Genomic DNA, 19,134 nt, shown 5'->3' on the forward strand with positions numbered 1-19,134 from the left:
CCACAGGCCCGGCAGCACGACTGCCGGGCCTGTGGTGTGTCATGGGTACAGACGGTTTCCGAGGTCCGGGAGAGACGGTGGACAAGCCGAAGGTCGTTCTGGGGGTCAGCGGCGGCATCGCCGCCTACAAGGCGTGCGAGCTGCTGCGCCGGTTCACCGAGTCGGGCCACGACGTACGCGTCGTCCCCACCGCCTCCGCGCTCCATTTCGTCGGTGCCGCCACCTGGTCGGCCCTGTCCGGCAACCCCGTCTCCGCCCAGGTCTGGGACGACGTGCACGAGGTGCCGCACGTCCGTATCGGCCAGCGGGCCGACCTCGTGGTGGTCGCCCCCGCCACCGCCGACACGCTGGCCAAGGCGGCCCACGGCCTCGCCGACGACCTCCTGACCAACACCCTGCTCACCGCCCGCTGCCCGGTGGTCTTCGCCCCCGCCATGCACACCGAGATGTGGGAGCACCCGGCCACCCGGGAGAACGTGGCGACGCTGCGCCGCCGCGGCGCCGTCGTGATCGAGCCGGCCGTCGGCCGCCTCACCGGGGTCGACACCGGGAAGGGCCGCCTGCCCGACCCGGCCGAGATCTTCGAGGTCTGCCGCCGCGTCCTGGCCCGCGGCGCAGCCGAGCCCGACCTCGCCGGCCTGCACGTCGTCGTCAGCGCCGGCGGCACCCGAGAGCCCCTCGACCCGGTCCGCTTCCTCGGCAACCGTTCCTCCGGCAAGCAGGGCTACGCCCTTGCCCGCACGGCCGCCGCCCGTGGCGCCCGCGTCACCCTGGTCGCCGCCGACACCGGTCTGCCGGACCCGGCCGGCGTCGACGTCGTCCCGGTCGGGACGGCCGTGCAGATGCGCGAGGCCGTGCTGAAGGCCGCCGCGGACGCCGACGCCGTGGTCATGGCCGCGGCGGTCGCCGACTTCCGCCCCGCCGCGTACGCCACCGGAAAGATCAAGAAGAGGGACGGCCAGGAACCGGAGCCCCTGGTCCTGGTGCGGAATCCGGACATTCTCGCGGAGATCTCTGCCGATCGGGCCCGCGAGGGGCAGGTGATCGTCGGCTTCGCCGCCGAGACCGACGACGTCCTGTCCAACGGGCGTACCAAGCTGGCGCGCAAGGGATGCGACCTGCTCGTGGTGAACGAGGTGGGCGAGCGCAAGACCTTCGGCTCCGAGGAGAACGAGGCCGTCGTGCTCGGCGCCGACGGCAGCGAGACCCCCGTCCCACACGGCCCCAAGGAGATTCTGGCCGACACGATCTGGGACCTTGTGGCCGAACGGCTGGGCTGAATGCCTCATTCGGCTCAAGAAACGCTCGCGTCTCGCACATTGGCGCGTGGCGGCCCTGTTCAAGGCCGCTCGGCATTGGGCAGAATGCCCGTGCCGCAGGTCACAGCGCTCCCGAGAGGCGAGACAGGGGGGCCGGTGGCCTGACGCGACCGATAAACTGTTCTCGGACGACGCCGGGTGCAGCCCCCGTCCGTCCACCAATGATCAGCCAGCAGCCGCTGCAACCCCAGGGAGCGTTGTGTCCCGTCGCCTGTTCACCTCGGAGTCCGTGACCGAAGGTCACCCCGACAAGATCGCTGACCAGATCAGCGACACGATTCTCGACGCGCTTCTCCGTGAGGACCCGAATTCCCGGGTCGCCGTCGAGACGCTGATCACCACCGGCCTGGTGCACGTTGCCGGCGAGGTCACGACCAAGGCCTACGCGGACATCGCCACCCTGGTCCGCAACAAGATCCTGGAGATCGGGTACGACTCCTCCAAGAAGGGCTTCGACGGCGCCTCCTGCGGCGTGTCGGTGTCCATCGGCTCCCAGTCGCCGGACATCGCGCAGGGCGTGGACACCGCCTACGAGTCCCGGATCGAGGGTGCCGCCCGCACCGGCGACACGGACGAACTGGACCGTCAGGGCGCCGGCGACCAGGGTCTGATGTTCGGCTACGCCACCGACGAGACCCCGACCCTGATGCCGCTGCCGATCTTCCTGGCGCACCGCCTGTCGAAGCGCCTGTCGGAGGTCCGCAAGAACGGCACCATCCCCTACCTGCGCCCGGACGGCAAGACGCAGGTCACCATCGAGTACGACGGCGACAAGGCGGTCCGGCTGGACACGGTCGTGGTCTCCTCGCAGCACGCGAGCGACATCGACCTGGACTCGCTGCTCGCCCCCGACATCCGTGAGTTCGTCGTGGAGCCGGAGCTGAAGGCCCTGCTCGACGACGGCATCAAGCTGGACACCGAGGGCTACCGCCTGCTGGTCAACCCCACCGGCAGGTTCGAGATCGGCGGCCCGATGGGTGACGCGGGCCTGACCGGCCGCAAGATCATCATCGACACCTACGGAGGCATGGCCCGCCACGGCGGTGGCGCCTTCTCCGGCAAGGACCCGTCCAAGGTCGACCGTTCGGCGGCGTACGCGATGCGCTGGGTGGCCAAGAACGTGGTGGCCGCGGGTCTCGCCTCCCGCTGCGAGGTGCAGGTCGCGTACGCGATCGGCAAGGCCGAGCCGGTCGGCCTCTTCGTGGAGACCTTCGGCACGCACAAGGTGGAGCCGGAGAAGATCGAGAAGGCCATCGACGAGGTCTTCGACCTGCGTCCGGCCGCCATCATCCGCGCCCTGGACCTGCTGCGCCCGATCTACGCCGAGACGGCCGCCTACGGTCACTTCGGCCGTGAGCTCGCCGACTTCACCTGGGAGCGCACCGACCGCGTGGACGCCCTGCGCGAGGCCATCGGCCTGTAGGAGCCCTGTCCTCCCCGGGGCCCGGCCCGTCTGCTCGTCGGGGCCGGGCCCCGGCGCACACCGCGGGGCGTGGCCGCCGCACAGCGGTGGTCCCCGTCCCCGGCGCGGCCGCAGGGGCCGGGCGCCTGCCGCTGTGAAGGCTCCGGACCCTTCGGACGGAGCGTCCCGGCAGGAGGCGCGGTGAATCCGGAACACGCGCCGCCGCCGGACCGGACTCGGGAGGCCCCGGCCGGTCCCGCGGCAGCGCGACGCTGTCAGCGGCGTTTGGTAAGAATGCAAACGTGAGCAGCGAGAACGGGACCGGCAGCGGCGGCGGCGAGCAAGCGCAGCCGGAGCAGCTCGCGCTCATCCGGGAGACCGTGCGCAAGGCCAGGACGCCGCGGGCCAAGCCGCGTACCTGGCGAGGGGCCGAGCTCGCCGCCGAGCTGCCCGTCGCACGGGTGCTCGTCGACAAGGGTGTGCTGCACCTCGACCGCTCTTTCGACTACGCCGTCCCCGCCGAGCTGGACGCCGACGCGCAGCCCGGGGTGCGGGTGCGCGTGCGCTTCGGCGCCGGACGGCACCGGGTGCGCGAGGGCCGCCGCGAGGGCGGCGGGCTCATCGACGGATTCCTTATCGAGCGGCTCGCCGAGTCCGACTACTCCGGACCGCTCGCCGCGCTCGCCCAGGTCGTCTCGCCCGAGCCGGTCCTCGGACCGGAGCTGCTGGCCCTGACCCGGGCCGTCGCCGACCGGTACGCGGGCAGCCTCGCCGACGTGCTCCAGCTCGCGGTGCCGCCCCGCAGCGCCCGCGCCGAACAGCAGAACTCGCCCGCCCCCCTGCCCGCGCCGCAGCCCCCGGAGCCCGGCTCCTGGACACGCTACGAGCGGGGGGCCGCGTTCCTTGAGGCGCTGGCCTCGGGGGCGGCGCCGCGCGCCGTGTGGAACGCGTTGCCGGGGCCGCAGTGGAGCGAGGAGATCGCGCGTGCCGTCGCCGCCGCACTCGCCTCGGGGCGCGGGGCGCTCGTCGTCGTCCCCGACGGGCGGGCCGCCGCCCGCGTCGACACCGCCCTGACCGCGCTGCTCGGCCGGGGACGGCACGCTGTCCTCACCGCCGACGCCGGACCGGAGAAACGCTACCGGGAGTGGCTGGCCGTACGGCGCGGATCCGTGCGGGCCGTGGTCGGCACCAGGGCCGCCATGTTCGCGCCCGTGCAGCACCTCGGGCTCGTCGCCCTCTGGGACGACGGCGACGACAGCCACAGCGAGCCGCACGCCCCGCAGCCCCACGCCCGTGAGGTGCTGCTGCTGCGCGCTGCCCAGGACGGGTGCGGCTTCCTGCTGGGCGGCGTGGCCTGCACCGTCGAGGCCGCGCAACTCGTGCAGAGCGGGTGGGCGCGGCCGATCGCCGCCGTGCGGGAGCAGGTGCGCGCGGCGGCTCCGCTGGTGCGGACCGTGGGGGACGGCGACCTCGCCCGTGACGAGGCGGCCCGGGCGGCACGCCTGCCCACCCTCGCCTGGCAGGTGGCCCGGGAAGGGCTGCGGCACGGCCCGGTCCTCGTCCAGGTGCCCCGCCGCGGCTACGTGCCGCGCATGGCCTGCGCCCAGTGCCGCGCCCCGGCGCGCTGCCGCCACTGCTCGGGCCCGCTGGAGGCGCGGGACGGCGGGGCGCTGTGGTGCGGCTGGTGCGGGCGCGAGGAGGGTTCCTGGCACTGCCCGGAGTGCGGGTCGTTCCGGCTGCGCGCCCAGGTCGTCGGAGCGCGGCGCACCGCCGAGGAACTGGGGCGGGCCTTCCCCGCCGTCCCGGTGCGCACCTCCGGGCGGGAGCACGTCCTCGACACCGTGCCGGGAACGCCCGCGCTGGTGGTGAGCACCCCCGGCGCCGAGCCGGTCGCCGAGGGCGGCTACGCGGCGGCGCTGCTCCTGGACGGCTGGGCCATGCTGGGGCGGGCCGACCTGCGGGCCGGGGAGGACGCGCTGCGCCGGTGGATCGCCGCCGCCGCGCTGGTGCGACCCCAGTCGGCGGGGGGCACCGTGGCGGTCGTCGCCGAGGCGACGGCACGGCCCGTCCAGGCGCTCGTGCGGTGGGACCCCGTCGGGCACGCGGTGCGCGAGCTGTCCGAGCGGGCCGAGCTGGGCTTCCCGCCCGTGTCCCGGATGGCGGCCGTCTCCGGGCCGATGGAAGCGCCTGCGGAGTTCCTGCGCTCCGTCGAACTGCCGCCGGAGGCAGAGCTGCTGGGGCCGGTCCTGTTGCCCGTGACGGCCCCCGGCCGGCCTCGGCGGGCCGCGGGGCCGCCGCCGGGGGAGCAGTGGGAGCGGATGCTGGTCCGGGTCCCGCCGGGCCGAGGGGCCGCGCTGGCCGCGGCGCTGAAGGCCGCTCAGGCGGCACGGACGGCTCGCGGCGGGGGCGGGGAGCCGGTGCGAGTGCGCATCGACCCGCCGGACATCGGCTGACCCTGCGGCAGGTCCGCCCCTGCATGCGATCGCCCTCCCGGAGGGCATGCCGGGAGGGCGGGTGAGGTGGCGTCAGCCGTTACGGGGGCCGGGAAACGCGGTCGGGCGGACATCGTCGCGCAGGGCCGGGCTACCGGTCGTCGACTGGGTCGGCATCGTACGGGCGGCCGGGACCGTGGGGACGGCGGGCAGGCCGGCGCCCACGTTGACCGTGCGCGTGCCGGAGGGCTCGGTCGAGCGCTCGGCCTCGGCGGCCGCCTGGGTGGTGGCGCGCCGGGAGCCGTAACGACGATGGACGGCCTGCTTGGTGACGCCGAGTGCGGAGCCCACCGCGTCCCACGAGAAGCCGAGCGAGCGGTCGAAGTCGACCGCGGCGGTCACCAGGGTCTCGACACTGTCCCGCAGCTCCTGGGCGAGACGGACGGTCGGGGCGGGGGCTCGCCCGTAGACGACGAAGCCCGTGGCGGGGCCGGAGCGGCGCGGGCGGTAGACGTTGCCCAACTGTGCGGTGAGCGTGCGCAGGGCGTCCACCTGCCGGCGGACCCGCTCGATGTCCCGCACGAGCAAGTGCAGGCTGGCCCGCGCCTGGGCGTCGTGGGATGCATGGTCGGCCATGAACAAGCCTCTCGAACCGGCGTTGAAGAGAAAGGGGTCAACTCTTCCTTGACCAACGCGGATCCGCTCCGCGGGTCACGCACAGGGGGCGCGAGGGCACAGGCCCACGCCCCCCGTGCACGGTGGGCCTGCGGGCGGCGGCTCCCGGGCGGTGGCCATAGACTGGTGCGCTGCCCGTTCACATCCCCGCCGAGAGGTCCGTGCCCCTCATGAAGCTCGTCTTCGCCGGTACCCCCGAGGTCGCCGTTCCCGCTCTGGACGCTCTGCTCGCCTCCGGGCGGCACGAGGTGGCCGCCGTCGTGACGCGGCCCGACGCACCGGCCGGGCGGGGGCGCAGGCTGGTCGCCTCGCCCGTGGCGGAGCGGGCGGAGGAGGCCGGGATCGAGGTGCTCAAGCCGGCCAGGCCGCGGGATCCGGAGTTCCTGGAGCGGCTGCGGCAGATCGCGCCCGACTGCTGTCCGGTCGTCGCCTACGGTGCCCTACTGCCCCGCGCCGCCCTGGACATCCCCGCCCGCGGCTGGGTCAATCTGCACTTCTCGCTGCTGCCCGCCTGGCGCGGCGCCGCCCCCGCGCAGCACGCCCTGATGGCGGGCGACGAGATCACCGGAGCCTCCACCTTCCTGATCGAGGAGGGCCTCGACTCCGGGCCCGTCTACGGCACGGTGACCGAGCGGATCCGGCCCACCGACACCAGCGGGGACCTGCTGACGCGGCTCGCGTTCGCCGGGAGCGGACTGCTCGCCGCGACCATGGACGGGATCGAGGACGGCACGCTGAAGGCGGTGCCGCAGCCCGCCGACGGCATCACCCTCGCCCCGAAGATCACCGTCGAGGACGCCCGGGTCGAGTGGGCGGCGCCGGCACTGCGCGTCGACCGCGTGGTGCGCGGCTGCACGCCCGCGCCCGGCGCCTGGACGACGTTCCGCGGCGAGCGGCTCAAGCTCGTCCAGGTGGCCTTGCGGCCCGAGCGCACCGACCTCGCCCCGGGCGTCCTGGAGGCCGGCAAGAACAGCGTGCACGTCGGCACCGGCTCGCACGCCGTCGAACTGCTGTGGGTGCAGGCCCAGGGGAAGAAGCCGATGAAGGCGGCCGACTGGGCGCGTGGCGTCCGCATCGGCGCGGGGGAGCGGCTCGGCGCCTAGCACGCGGCGCAGGGCACGGGCCGTCCGCCGGGCGGGACCGGGGTGGCCCGGCACGCGGAGAGCGGCGGGGCACGGGGACGGCGAGGCGTCCCCGTGCCGTGGCCGAGGGACGTGCCCGCCGGACCGCGCCGACCCGCGCCCGCTGCGGTGCCCCGGCGGGCGGCGTGGCTGCGCGGGAGGCACCGGGCCGGGTGGTCGTGGCCGCCGGGGCCCCCGGACGTAGGCTGGGGGCAGATCCCTTCCTCACCTCCGGAGCACCTTTTTCGTGAGCGACACCCCCGGCACCTCCCGCCGGCCCCGCCGGCCCGGCAAGCCCTACCGCCGACCCAAGAAGGACCCCGTCCGCGTCCTCGCCTTCGACGCGCTGCGCGCCGTGGACGAGCGGGACGCGTACGCCAACCTCGTACTGCCGCCGTTGCTGCGCAAGGCGCGCGAGCAGGAGGGCCCCGAGCAGTTCGACGCCCGGGACGCGGCGCTGGCGACCGAGCTGGTGTACGGCACGCTGCGGTGGCAGGGGACGTACGACGCCGTGCTGTCCGCCTGCGTCGACCGGCCGCTGCGCGAGGTCGATCCGCCGGTGCTGGACGTGCTCAGCCTCGGTGCGCACCAGCTGCTCGGGACGCGGATCCCGACCCACGCCGCCGTGTCCGCCACCGTGGAACTGGCGCGGGTGGTGCTGGGTGACGGACGGGCCAAGTTCGTCAACGCCGTGCTCCGCAAGGTCGCGCAGGACGACCTCGACGGATGGATCGCACGGGTCACCCCGCCCTACGACGAGGACCCCGAGGAGCATCTGGCGGTCGTGCACTCGCACCCGCGCTGGGTCGTCTCCGCCCTGTGGGACTCCCTGGGCGGCGGACGCGAGGGTGTCGAGCGGCTGCTGGCCGCGGACAACGAGCGGCCCGAGGTGACCCTGGTGGCCCGGCCCGGCAGGGCCACCACCGAGGAGTTGCTGGCCGAGGAGGCCGCCGTACCGGGGCGCTGGTCGCCGTACGCGGTACGGCTCACCGAGGGCGGGGAGCCCGGTGCCGTCGAGGCCGTCCGCGAGGGGCGCGCCGGTGTGCAGGACGAGGGCAGCCAACTCGTCGCACTCGCCCTGGCGGCCGCCCCGGTCGAGGGCGGCGACCGGCTGTGGCTCGACGGCTGCGCCGGTCCCGGCGGCAAGGCGGCGCTGCTCGGGGCGCTCGCCGCCGAGCGGGGCGCGGCACTGCTGGCCTCCGAGAAGCAGCCGCACCGGGCCGGGCTGGTCGCCCGGGCGCTGGCCGGGAACCCGGGGCCGTACCAGGTCGTCACCGCCGACGGCACGCGGCCGGCCTGGCGTCCCGGCACCTTCGACCGGGTGCTGGTGGACGTGCCCTGCACCGGTCTGGGCGCCCTGCGCCGGCGCCCCGAGGCACGGTGGCGGCGCCGCCCCGAGGACCTGGACGGCTTCGCGCCGCTCCAGCGGGAGCTGCTGCGGATGGCGCTGCAGTCCGTGCGCGTCGGCGGTGTCGTCGGCTACGCCACCTGCTCGCCCCACCTGGCCGAGACGCGGGCGGTCGTCGCCGACGTGCTCAAGCAGATGCCGGACGCCGACCTCGTCGACGCCCGCCCGCTGCTGCCCGGTGTGCCCGACCTCGGCGACGGCCCCGACGTGCAGTTGTGGCCGCATCTGCACGGCACCGACGCGATGTACCTCGCGCTCATCCGGCGGACCCGCTGACCTGTGAGGGCTCGGCCGTGGCCGCACCGTCCTCGCGTGCGAGCCGGTGCGGCCACCACACCCTGGGGCCCGTGTCCAGGAAGAGCGCCGTCACCAGCACCGACCGCACCACGAAGGTGTCCAGCAGCACGCCCAGCGCGACCGCGAAGCCGATCTCCGCGAACGCGACCATCGGCAGCGTGCCGAGCGCGGCGAACGTGCCCGCCAGCACCAGCCCGGCCGAGGTGATCACCGCGCCGGTCGCCGCGAGGCCCGTCACCACGCCGGCACGCGTGCCCCGGCGGGCGGCCTCCTCGCGGATGCGCGTGGTGAGGAAGATGTTGTAGTCGATGCCGAGTGCGACCAGGAACACGAAGACGAACAGAGGGAAGTCCGTGCTCTCGCCGGCGTAGTCGAAGACGTACCGGAACGCCATCGCACTCAGCCCCAGCGCCGCCGTGAACGACAGGACCACCGTGCCGATCAGCAGCAGCGGCGCTATCACGGCACGCAGCAGCACCGACAGGATCAGCAGGACGACCACCAGCACCAGCGGGATGATCACTCTGTCGTCGTGGATGGTCGCCGCGTCCATGTCCAGCAGGGCCGCTGTGCCGCCACCGACCTTGGCGTCGGCGCCGGGGACCGCGTGCACGGCGTCCCGCACCTGCTCCACGGTCTGTTTCGCCGCGTCGCTGTCGGCCGGTGCGGTCATCGTGGCCTCGAACAGCACCCGGCCCTCGTAGGACGGCTTCGTGCCCGGTGGCAGACCGAGCGACGTCGGGACCACGCCCGGGGTGCCGGCGACCGCACGGCCGACCTCCCGTGCCTGGGCCTCGTTGCTCACGATGACGAGCGGGCTGCCGCTGCCCGCGGGGAAGTAGCGGGCCGACACCTCCTGCCCGACGATCGAGTCGGGCCTGCCGGTGAACGCGTCCGCGTTGCCGATGCCCGCCGCGCGCAACTGGAACAGCCCCAGCGAGCAGATCGCCAGCGCCACCGCGGTCGCGACCCACACCGCGCGCGGGCTGCGGGCGATACGGCGCCCGGTGCGTGCCCACACGCCCCGTTCGGTCGGGTCGGCATCGCCGAAGTGCGGGACGGCCGGCCAGAAGATCCACCGGCCGGAGACGACCAGCAGGGCCGGGAAGAGGGTCAGCATGGCCAGCAGGGCGACCGCCACGCCGATCGCGGCGACGGGTCCGAGGCCGCGGGTGGAGTTCATCTCGGCCGCCAGCAGTACCAGCATGCTCAGCACCACCGTCGCTCCGGAGGCGAGCACCGCCGGGCCCGCCCGGTGCAGGGCGAGCGCCATCGCCTCGTGCCGGTCCTCGTGCCGGCGCAGCTCCTCCCGGTAGCGGGCGACGAGCAGCAGCGCGTAGTCCGTGCCGGCACCGAAGACGAGGACCGTGAGGATGCCCGCGCTCTGGCCGTTGACGGTCAGGCCCCCCTGGGTGGCGAGGAAGTAGATCAGCGCCTGCGCGGCGAACAGCGCTGCGGTCACCGACAGCAGCGGCACCAGCAGCAGCGTCGGGCTGCGATAGGTGATCAGCAGCATGACGACCACCACGCCCATGGCCGCCAGCAGCAGCGTGGAGTCGATGCCCTCGAACGCCTCGGCGAAGTCCGCGGACGTGCCGCCGGGCCCGGTGATGTGCACGGCCAGGCCGCTTCCGCCGGTGCCGACGACGCCGCGGATGGAGTCGACCGCCGGGCCGATCCGCTGCCAGCCCTTCTCGTCCATCGTGATCGGCACGTAGATCTGCGCCGCCCGAGGGTCGGCCGGCCGGTCGTAGACCGGACCGCGTGTCTCCGCACCCCGGATGCCGTGATCGTGCAGCTCCTTCAGACCGCGCGCGTCCTGCTGGATCTGCGCCCGGTCCGCGGCGGTGAGGCCGCCCTCGCGGGCGTACACGACGACGGCGGGGATCTGCTCGGGCCGGAAGTCCTGGGAGATCTCCAGCACCTGCGTGGACTCGGCGGAGCCCGGCAGCCACGACTGGGCGTCGTTGTCCTGGGCGTCGGTCAGTTTCTGCGCGAAGGGCGCGGTGATCAGCAGCGCCAGCACCCACAGCCCCAGGACCACCCACTTGGCACGCCGTCCGCAGACCAGGTGCGCGACGCCCCTGTTCCCGGTCATGACCACCCCCGGCACCCGTCGCAGCATGGCACCGCGGCCGGGGTTCCGTAAGGGCCGGGGGGCGTTCCCGCGGGACCGATGCGGCTCAACCCCGCACGGCATGGCAGGCTTGGCCCATGGCCGCGCAGATCAACCCCAGCATCCTGTCCGCCGACTTCGCCCGTCTCGCGGACGAGGCGAGGGCGGTCGAGGGAGCCGACTGGCTTCACGTCGACGTCATGGACAACCATTTCGTCCCGAACCTCACGCTCGGTGTGCCGGTCGTAGAGTCCCTGGCCCGTGCGACGGACACCCCGCTGGACTGTCATCTGATGATCGAGGCGCCCGATCGCTGGGCGCCCCAGTACGTCGAAGCGGGTGCCGGATCCGTCACCTTCCACGTCGAGGCGGCGACCGCTCCGGTGCGGCTGGCCCGGGAGATCCGTGCCAAGGGCGCCCGCGCCTCCATGGCGCTGCGGCCCGCGACGCCGATCGAACCCTACGAGGACCTGCTCCCGGAGCTCGACATGCTGCTGATCATGACGGTTGAACCGGGCTTCGGTGGGCAGGCGTTCCTCGACATCATGCTTCCCAAGATTCGGCGGACCCGCGAGTTGATCAGCAAGCACGGCCTCGAACTGTGGCTCCAGGTCGACGGAGGAGTGTCGGCCTCGACCATCGAGCGGTGCGCCGACGCCGGCGCGGACGTCTTCGTCGCCGGCTCGGCGGTCTACGGCGCGTCCGACCCCGCCGACGCGGTCCGTGCTCTGCGCACGCAGGCGGAAACGGCCACCGCCAAGGCATCCTGGGCATGTGCCCACTGACCCCGCGAACGGGTTCTCGGCCGGGCGACGACTGGGCCAAGGAAACGTGAACGGCGGCCAGCAGGGCTGATCAAGCGCGCCGGATCTGCAAGGATGAACGGCGAATCCAGAGTGTGAACAGAAGTGAGGAGATCGCCGTGTCGGGTATGTCGGCGGGCCGGTCAGCCATGCGGATGGGACCCGCTGAGCTGGTGCAGGCGGCGGCCATGGCCCGCCGCTTCTACCTCGAGGGCAAGTCCAAGATCCAGATCGCGGAGGAGTTCGGCGTCAGCCGCTTCAAGGTGGCCCGGGTCCTGGAGACCGCCCTTGAGCGGGACCTCGTACGAATCGAGATCCGCGTGCCGGCCGAACTGGACGCCGAGCGCTCGGACGCGCTCCGCGCCCGCTACGGCCTCAGGCACGCCGTCGTGGTGGAGTCCCCGGCGGACGCCGAGGAGACCCCGGACCCCGAGAACCTCGGCGAGGTCGCGGCCGACCTGCTCGGGGAACTGGTGAACGAGGGCGACGTCCTCGGCCTCGCCTGGGGCCGGTCCACCATCCACATGGCGGCGGCGCTGGACCGGCTGCCGCCCTGCACGGTGGTGCAGCTGACGGGCGTGTACGACGCCGGGACCGCCGAGCGCGGCTCGGTGGAGGCGGTGCGCCGCGCCGCCCAGGTGTCCGGGGGTGACGCCCACCCCATCTACGCGCCGATGCTGCTGCCGGACGCGGCCACCGCGACGGCGCTGCGCCACCAGACCGGGATCGCCCGGGCCTTCGAGTACTTCGACAAGGTCACGGTCGCCTGCGTCTCCATCGGCTCCTGGGAGCCGGGCATCTCCACGGTGCACGACATGCTCAGCGCCGAGGAGCGCGCGCACTACGCCTCCCTCGGTGTCGCCGCCGAGATGTCCGCGCACCTCTTCGACTCCGAGGGCCGGCGCGTCGGCCGGGACCTGGGCGAGCGGTGCATCACGGTCAAGGCCGACCAGCTCCGCCGCATCCCCGAGGTCGTCGCGATCGCGGGCGGGCAGCGCAAGGCGTCGGCGATCGACGCGGTGCTGCGCTCCGGTCTCGTCACCAGCCTGGTGACGGACACGTCCGCGGCGGACTACCTGATGACGGCGGGTCCGGCTCCGCGTCCGGCCCTCAACCGGGCCGACCCGGACGGAGCCTGACCGGCCGCGCCGGCCGGTCACGGCGGTGGCGGCCGGCGGACCTGAGGACCGGGGGAGGGGCCGCGACGGCGCCGGCGGCATGCCGCGGCGGCTCGTCCCCGGGTGGCGGCCGGCCCGCACCGGCCGCGATGTCTCGTCGGATCCTCCACATGGTCGCTGACAGTTCCTGGACGTTACGACCAGCGGTCGCGTTCGCCCTGACATGGGACAATGAAGTACGTGCTCTTTCCCCCTGGCTGACCTGTCCGGGGGCCGCCTCTGAACGACTGGGATGTGCAGCACGTGCGTTTCCTCAATGACATCCGGCCCGCCTACGACCTCACGTACGACGACGTGTTCATGGTGCCGAGCCGCAGCGCGGTCGGCTCCCGTCAGGGCGTGGACCTCGGCTCCCCGGACGGCACGGGCACCACGATCCCGCTGGTCGTCGCCAACATGACCGCCATCGCCGGCCGCCGTATGGCGGAGACCGTGGCCCGTCGCGGCGGCCTCGTCGTGATTCCGCAGGACATCCCGATCGACGTCGTCACGGACGTCGTCTCCTGGGTGAAGAGCCGCCACCTGGTGCTGGACACCCCGATCGTGCTGGCCCCGCACCAGACCGTCGCGGACGCGCTGGCCCTGCTGCCCAAGCGGGCGCACGACGCCGGTGTCGTCGTCGACGAGGAGAACCGCCCCGTCGGTGTCGTCACCGACCGTGATCTGACCGGCGTCGACCGCTTCACCCAGCTCGAGGTCGTCATGTCCAAGGACCTCCTCCTGCTCGACGCGGACATCGACCCGGGCGAGGCCTTCACCAGCCTCGACGCCCACAACCGGCGCTACGCCCCGGCCGTCGACAAGGACGGCAGGCTCGCCGGCATCCTCACCCGCAAGGGCGCCCTGCGCGCCACGCTGTACACGCCGGCGGTCGACGCCCACGGCAGGCTGCGCGTCGCCGCCGCCGTCGGCATCAACGGGGACGTGGCGGGCAAGGCCAAGCAACTGCTGGACGCGGGGGTCGACACGCTGGTCATCGACACCGCGCACGGCCACCAGGAGTCGATGATCGCCGCGATCAGGACGGTCCGCGCGCTCGACCCGCAGATCCCGATCGCGGCAGGCAACATCGTCTCCGCAGAGGGCGTCAAGGACCTGATCGACGCGGGCGCCGACATCATCAAGGTCGGTGTCGGCCCGGGCGCGATGTGCACCACCCGCATGATGACCGGTGTGGGCCGGCCGCAGTTCTCCGCCGTGCTGGAGTGCGCCGCCGAGGCCAGGAAGCACGGCAAGCACGTGTGGGCCGACGGCGGTGTCCGCCACCCGCGCGACGTCGCCATGGCGCTCGCCGCCGGCGCGTCCAACGTCATGATCGGATCCTGGTTCGCCGGCACCTTCGAGTCGCCGGGCGACCTTCAGCAGGACGCCGACGGCCGCCTCTACAAGGAGTCCTTCGGCATGGCCTCCGCGCGCGCGGTGCGCAACCGTACCTCGGAGGAGTCGGGCTACGACCGGGCCCGCAAGACGCTGTTCGAGGAGGGCATCTCCACCTCGCGCATGTTCCTCGACCCGGCTCGCCCGGGCGTGGAGGACCTGATCGACTCGATCATCGCGGGCGTGCGCTCCTCCTGCACCTACGCCGGTGCCTCCAACCTGGAGGAGTTCTCCGACCGCGCCATCATCGGCATCCAGAGTGCGGCCGGTTACGCCGAGGGCAAGCCCCTGCACGCCAGCTGGAGCTGATCCGGCAGCCGCCTCCCACGGCCCCCGCCGCCCGCACCGCGGGACGGCGGGGGCCGTCCGCGTGCCCGCCGCCTCCTGCGTGCGGGCGACGGGCGGCCTGTCCGCCGTCACCCGGGTGCTTCGGAGTCCGGCCGGCCGTCGGGCTCGTGTTCTACTTCGTATACGGCTACCGCCGGTCCGACCTGCCGCACCCGAACCATCCGAGAAGTGAACGACCCACTGTGCTGAACGATCTCGACGAACGCATCGTGCACGCCCTCGCCGAGGACGCCCGCCGCTCCTACGCGGACATCGGGCAGCTCGTCGGCCTGTCCGCGCCCGCTGTGAAACGGCGCGTGGACCGGCTGCGCGCCACCGGAGCCATCACCGGCTTCACCGTCCGGGTGGACCCGGCCGCACTCGGCTGGGAGACCGAGGGGTTCGTCGAGATCTACTGCCGCCGCAACACCTCGCCGGAGACGATCCAGCGGGGCCTGGAGCGCTACCAGGAGGTCGTGGCCGCGTCGACCGTCACGGGCGAGGCGGACGCGGTCGCCCAGGTCTTCGCCTCCGACATGCGCCACTTCGAACGCGTCCTGGAGCGGATCGCCGGAGAGCCGTTCGTGGAGCGCACCAAGTCGGTGCTGGTGCTCTCACCGCTGTTGCGGCGGTTCTCCTCCGGATCACCGGCCTGACCCCCTCACCCGCACCGGCCGTGCCGGCGGCCGGGCCGTGTGGGCCGCGTCCGCCTCGTCCCGGCGCGGGCCCGTCCCCCGCGCACCACCTCGACGGGCGGGTCCACGCGTCTCACCCCCCCCGCGTCCGCGCGTCAGCCGGCCGTCTTGCGGGCCAGCGCGTTGTGGTCCATCGAGTTGTGCACGCTGAAGCTCACCGCGTCCGAGCGGTAGCGGTCGTCGGACCACTCCACCGGGCGCCCCTCACGGGTCGTGGTCACCCGGCGGACCCGCAGCAGCGGGCTGGTCCTGCGGACGCCCAGCAGCTCGGCCTCCCGGGCGCCCGCCGCCACCGCGTCGATGACGTGCTCGCCGTAGGCGAAGACCAACCCGGTGTCGTCGTAGAGCCGTTGGGTCACTGACGGGCAGTCGGGCTCGATCGCCTCGACCGCGGGCGCGATCCAGTCGGCGTACACGGTCCGTTCCAGCAGCACCGGTTCACCGTCCAGGCCGCGCACCCGCAGGACGTGCAGCACCGGTGTGCCGGACGCCAGTTGGAGACGTACCGTGTCCTCGCCGGCGGCCGGGCGGTACTCCTGCGCGACCACCCGACCGGTCGCCTCGCGCCCCATCGCCCGGGCCCACTGGGCGAAGCTGCGCAGCTCGGCGAAGCTCTGGCTGCGGCGGCTGGCCAGCACCACCCGGCGGGCGCCCCGGCGCGAGCCGATGAGGCCCTCGGCGGTCAGCGCCGCCACGGCCTGGCGGACCGTGCCGCGCGAGACGCCGAACCGGGCCGCGAGCTCCGTCTCGGTCGGCAGCAGGCTGCCGACCGTGTACTCCTCGCGGCCGATCGCCCGGCGCAGGGCGTCGGCGATCTCCTCGTGTCGCGCCGTCATGCTTCCACCTTCGGGTCGTTCGCTGTGCACAGCGTGACCAGCGTAATCGAGGTCCGGTGGTGATCCGTGTCAGCCCGGAGTGTGCACATATTCAGGGCTTGGCGTTTGGCGGCCGTTCACGGTGGGGACATCTGCGACGGGCGTACTGAGGCCAACTTGTTCAGACAAGTTGGCCACCTCGGGTGGCCGGGAACCGGTGCGCCCGTGCGCACCGCCGTACCTCCGCCCCCGGAGGCGCGTCCCCCGTGTCCACCCGACCTCCCCGCACCCCGCGTGTCCTCCTGGAGAAAGCCGTGACCGTGTCCCTGCCCAGAACCGCCGTCCCCGGTGCCCTCGCCCTCCTCGCCGCCCTCGCGCTCAGCGCCTGCGGCGCCGCCCCCGACGACGCGTCGACCGCCGCGGGCGGCAAGAGCGCCGCCACCGCGGCCTCCGCAGCCGACCTCGGCGGCATGGACGCTCTCGTGGCGGCGGCCAAGAAGGAGGGCACGCTCAACGCCATCGCCCTGCCGCGCGACTGGGCCAACTACGGCGCGCTCATAGACGGGTTCGAGAAGAAGTACGGCATCCACATCGCCGTCGAGAACCCGGACGGCTCCAGCCAGGACGAGATCAACGCCGTCACCTCGCGCAAGGGCCAGGACCGTGCCCCGGACGTGCTGGACCTCGGCAGCTCCTTCGCCCTCAGCGCCGCCCAGCAGAACCTCCTCGCGCCGTACAAGGTGCAGGGCTTCGCGGACATCCCCGAGGGGCAGAAGGACGCGCAGGGCCGCTGGTACAACGACTACGGCGGCTACATCTCCATCGGTTGCGACGCCAAGCGGGTCAAGGAGTGCCCCCAGACCTTCGCCGACCTGCTCAAGCCGCAGTACAAGGGCCAGGTCGCCCTCAACGGAAACCCCACCAAGTCGGGCTCGGCGTTCGGCGGGGTGTGGGCCGCGTCCCTCGCCAACGGCGGCTCCTTCGACGACATCCGGCCCGGCCTCGACTTCTTCGCCAAGCTGAAGAAGAGCGGCAACTACACGCCCGTCGAGTCCACGCCCGCCACGGTCGAGAAGGGCGAGACGCCCATCAGCATCGACTGGGACTACCTCAACGCCGGGTACGCCGACGAGTTCCGGTCCAAGGGCGTCGACTGGAAGGTCGCCGTCCCGGCCGACGGCAAGTTCTCCCAGTACTACTCGCAGGCCGTCAACAAGGACGCCCCGCACCCCGCCGCCGCCCGGCTGTGGCAGGAGTACCTCTACAGCGCCGAGGGCCAGAACCTGTGGCTCAAGGGATACGCCCGCCCCGCGCTGATGAACGCCATGCAGAAGGCCGGCACCCTCGACAGCGCGGCCGCGGCCAAGCTGCCCGAGGTGGCGGGGACGCCCTCCTTCCCGACCGAGGCCCAGCAGGGCAAGGCCAAGACGGCCGTCGCCGCGGGCTGGGCGAAGGCCATCTCCGGATGACGGCCGCCCTCACCGAGGCCGCCGAGGCGCCCGCCGCTGCCGCCCACGGGCAGCAGCGGCGGCGCCGCGCCACGGGGACGCTCGCCGTCGTCCCGCTGCTCGTCCTCGCCTCGGTCGCCTTCGGGATCCCCGCCCTGGCCATGCTGAACGGCGCCTTCACCGTCCGGGAACCTGCCACCGGCGCCACCTCCTACACCGCCGCCAACCTCACCACCTCCCTGCGCGGTGCCTACCTGACGGCCCTGCTCGGCAGCGTCAAACTGTCCGGCGTGTCCGCCGCCCTCGGGACCGTGCTCGGCCTGCTGCTCGCCCAGGCGGTGGTGACGTCCCGGTTCCGGGCGCTGCGCGAGGCCGTGCTGACCGCCTCCGGCGTGCTCGCCAACTTCGGTGGGGTGCCGCTCGCCTTCGCGTTCGTCGCCACCCTCGGCAACGCCGGTGTCCTCACCCAGAGCCTGGGCCTGAGGGACACCGGCTGGAGCCTGTACAGCTTCTCCGGTCTGACCCTGGTCTACCTGTACTTCCTCATCCCGCTGATGGTCCTCACCATCACCCCCGCCCTGGAGGGACTGCGCGTGCAGTGGCGGGAAGCAGCCCAGAACAACGGAGCCACCCCGGTGCAGTACTGGCGGCACGTGGCCCTGCCGGTGCTCGCGCCGTCCCTGCTCGGCGGATTCGTCCTGCTCTTCGGCAGCGCGTTCGCCGCCTACGCCACCGCCGCCGCCATGGTCGGCAGCTCCGTCCCGCTGGTCACCCTCCAGATCGCCGACGCCCTCTCCGGGAACGTGCTGGTCGGGCAGGAGAACGTGGCGCTGGCCCTCAGCCTGGACATGGTGGCGGTCGCGGGGCTGGTCATGGCCGTGTATCTGCCCCTGCAACGACGGAGCGCGCGATGGCTCGCCTGAACCCCTGGCGGTGGGCCGTACTCGGCCTCGCCGCCCTGTACTTCCTCGTCCCGCTCGGCGCGTCCGTCGTGTTCTCGGTCGACGTGGACGACCACGTCACCTTCGACGCGTACAGCAGGATCCTCGGCACGGACGGATTCGGAGACAGCCTGCTGCTCGCCCTCGAACTGGCCGCCGCCACCATCGCCCTGGTGCTGCTGGTGATGGTCCCCGCCTCGGTCGCGCTCCGGCTCGGCGCGCCCCGGCTGCGCCCGGTCGTCGAGATCGTCTGCTCGCTGCCGCTGGTCGTGCCGCCCATCGCGTTCGTCGCCGGGATCAGCACGGTGCTCAAGTGGGGGCCCGAGCACCTCGCCCGCACCCCGTTCTTCCAGACGATGGTGGCGATCCAGAACCCGGACTTCCCCGTCGTGCTCGTCCTCGCCTACGCCGTGATGGCCCTGCCCTTCGTTTACCGGGCCCTGGACGCCGGACTGCGCGCCGTCGACGTGCCCACCCTCGTCGAGGCCGCCCGCAGCTGCGGCGCGAACCGGACGCAGGCACTGCTCCGGGCCGTGCTGCCCAACCTGCGCGGGGCGCTGCTGAACGCCTCGTTCCTCACCCTGGCGCTGGTGCTGGGCGAATACACCGTCGCCCACCTGCTGGGCTACCGGCCCTTCGCGGTGTGGATCGTGGACATCTCCGGTGCCCAGGCGCAGATGTCCGTCGCCGTCTCCGTGCTCAGCCTGCTCGTGACCTGGGTGATGCTCCTCGCCCTCGCCGCCGCCGGCGGCCGAACCCGAACCACCTCCCGGGGATGAA

Annotated in this window: 15 protein-coding genes; 12 read left to right on the plus strand and 3 right to left on the minus strand. The window is 73.4% G+C overall.

Annotated features, from left to right (window positions below; genetic code table 11):
- Positions 1 to 77 precede the first annotated feature (77 nt).
- The 3 genes from coaBC (at position 78) to I3F54_RS16275 (ending at position 5,174) form a co-directional block, all read left to right on the plus strand.
- Entirely contained in the window at positions 78 to 1,280 is a 1,203-nt protein-coding gene (gene coaBC, locus I3F54_RS16265; protein WP_240119500.1) for a bifunctional phosphopantothenoylcysteine decarboxylase/phosphopantothenate--cysteine ligase CoaBC, read from the plus strand.
- A 238-nt stretch (positions 1,281 to 1,518) separates the two neighbouring features.
- Positions 1,519 to 2,742 (plus strand): methionine adenosyltransferase, encoded by a 1,224-nt coding sequence (gene metK, locus I3F54_RS16270; protein ID WP_240119501.1) that lies wholly within the window; start codon positions 1,519 to 1,521, stop codon positions 2,740 to 2,742.
- Between the two features lie 281 nt (positions 2,743 to 3,023).
- Positions 3,024 to 5,174, plus strand: coding sequence for a primosomal protein N' (locus tag I3F54_RS16275; RefSeq protein WP_240119502.1), 2,151 nt, complete (start codon positions 3,024 to 3,026; stop codon positions 5,172 to 5,174).
- 72 nt (positions 5,175 to 5,246) lie between these two features.
- On the opposite strand, the gene I3F54_RS16280 is transcribed toward I3F54_RS16275, so the two are convergent.
- Positions 5,247 to 5,789: a hypothetical protein gene (locus I3F54_RS16280; protein ID WP_240119503.1), complete on the minus strand. Its 543-nt coding sequence runs from the start codon at positions 5,787 to 5,789 to the stop codon at positions 5,247 to 5,249.
- A gap of 209 nt (positions 5,790 to 5,998) precedes the next feature.
- On the opposite strand from I3F54_RS16280, the gene fmt reads away from it, so the two are divergent.
- Complete coding sequence (gene fmt, locus I3F54_RS16285) at positions 5,999 to 6,931, plus strand: methionyl-tRNA formyltransferase (RefSeq protein WP_240119504.1); 933 nt, start codon at positions 5,999 to 6,001, stop codon at positions 6,929 to 6,931.
- Between the two features lie 265 nt (positions 6,932 to 7,196).
- The gene (locus I3F54_RS16290; protein WP_240119505.1) at positions 7,197 to 8,633 is read left to right on the plus strand and encodes an RsmB/NOP family class I SAM-dependent RNA methyltransferase; all 1,437 of its coding nucleotides are present in this window, start codon (positions 7,197 to 7,199) and stop codon (positions 8,631 to 8,633) included.
- Here the strand turns inward: I3F54_RS16290 and I3F54_RS16295 are convergent.
- A complete protein-coding gene (locus I3F54_RS16295; RefSeq protein ID WP_240119506.1) occupies positions 8,614 to 10,752 on the minus strand; it encodes an MMPL family transporter in 2,139 nt (712 codons plus the stop codon). The genes I3F54_RS16290 and I3F54_RS16295 overlap by 20 nt on opposite strands.
- A gap of 116 nt (positions 10,753 to 10,868) precedes the next feature.
- On the opposite strand from I3F54_RS16295, the gene rpe reads away from it, so the two are divergent.
- The 4 genes from rpe to I3F54_RS16315 all read left to right on the plus strand — a co-directional run bounded on the left by rpe (position 10,869) and on the right by I3F54_RS16315 (position 15,111).
- Entirely contained in the window at positions 10,869 to 11,555 is a 687-nt protein-coding gene (gene rpe / locus I3F54_RS16300) for a ribulose-phosphate 3-epimerase (protein ID WP_240119507.1), read from the plus strand.
- A 113-nt stretch (positions 11,556 to 11,668) separates the two neighbouring features.
- On the plus strand, positions 11,669 to 12,712 hold the full coding sequence (locus I3F54_RS16305) for a sugar-binding transcriptional regulator (RefSeq protein ID WP_240119508.1): 1,044 nt from the start codon (positions 11,669 to 11,671) through the stop codon (positions 12,710 to 12,712).
- 273 nt (positions 12,713 to 12,985) lie between these two features.
- A complete protein-coding gene (locus I3F54_RS16310; RefSeq protein WP_308373570.1) occupies positions 12,986 to 14,437 on the plus strand; it encodes a GuaB1 family IMP dehydrogenase-related protein in 1,452 nt (483 codons plus the stop codon).
- A 221-nt stretch (positions 14,438 to 14,658) separates the two neighbouring features.
- Positions 14,659 to 15,111 (plus strand): Lrp/AsnC family transcriptional regulator, encoded by a 453-nt coding sequence (locus tag I3F54_RS16315; protein ID WP_240119564.1) that lies wholly within the window; start codon positions 14,659 to 14,661, stop codon positions 15,109 to 15,111.
- A 134-nt stretch (positions 15,112 to 15,245) separates the two neighbouring features.
- Here the strand turns inward: I3F54_RS16315 and I3F54_RS16320 are convergent, their stop codons facing one another.
- Positions 15,246 to 15,986, minus strand: a complete 741-nt coding sequence (locus I3F54_RS16320) for a GntR family transcriptional regulator (RefSeq protein WP_240119510.1) — start codon at positions 15,984 to 15,986, stop codon at positions 15,246 to 15,248.
- A gap of 293 nt (positions 15,987 to 16,279) precedes the next feature.
- Between I3F54_RS16320 and I3F54_RS16325 the strand changes: the two genes are divergently transcribed.
- Genes I3F54_RS16325 through I3F54_RS16335 form a run of 3 tightly spaced genes read left to right on the plus strand, consistent with a single transcriptional unit; the run spans position 16,280 to position 19,133 of the window.
- Positions 16,280 to 17,434 carry an ABC transporter substrate-binding protein gene (locus tag I3F54_RS16325; protein ID WP_240119511.1) on the plus strand — a complete coding sequence of 385 codons (1,155 nt, stop codon included), beginning with the start codon at positions 16,280 to 16,282 and terminating at the stop codon, positions 17,432 to 17,434.
- Positions 17,431 to 18,336 carry an ABC transporter permease subunit gene (locus tag I3F54_RS16330; RefSeq protein WP_240119512.1) on the plus strand — a complete coding sequence of 302 codons (906 nt, stop codon included), beginning with the start codon at positions 17,431 to 17,433 and terminating at the stop codon, positions 18,334 to 18,336. The genes I3F54_RS16325 and I3F54_RS16330 overlap by 4 nt, the downstream gene beginning before the upstream one ends.
- The gene (locus I3F54_RS16335) at positions 18,324 to 19,133 is read left to right on the plus strand and encodes an ABC transporter permease (RefSeq protein ID WP_240119513.1); all 810 of its coding nucleotides are present in this window, start codon (positions 18,324 to 18,326) and stop codon (positions 19,131 to 19,133) included. Before I3F54_RS16330 ends, I3F54_RS16335 begins: the two co-directional genes overlap by 13 nt.
- Position 19,134: the final 1 nt, after the last annotated feature.

Source organism: Streptomyces sp. MUM 2J, assembly GCF_022414535.1.
Lineage (GTDB): Bacteria > Actinomycetota > Actinomycetes > Streptomycetales > Streptomycetaceae > Streptomyces.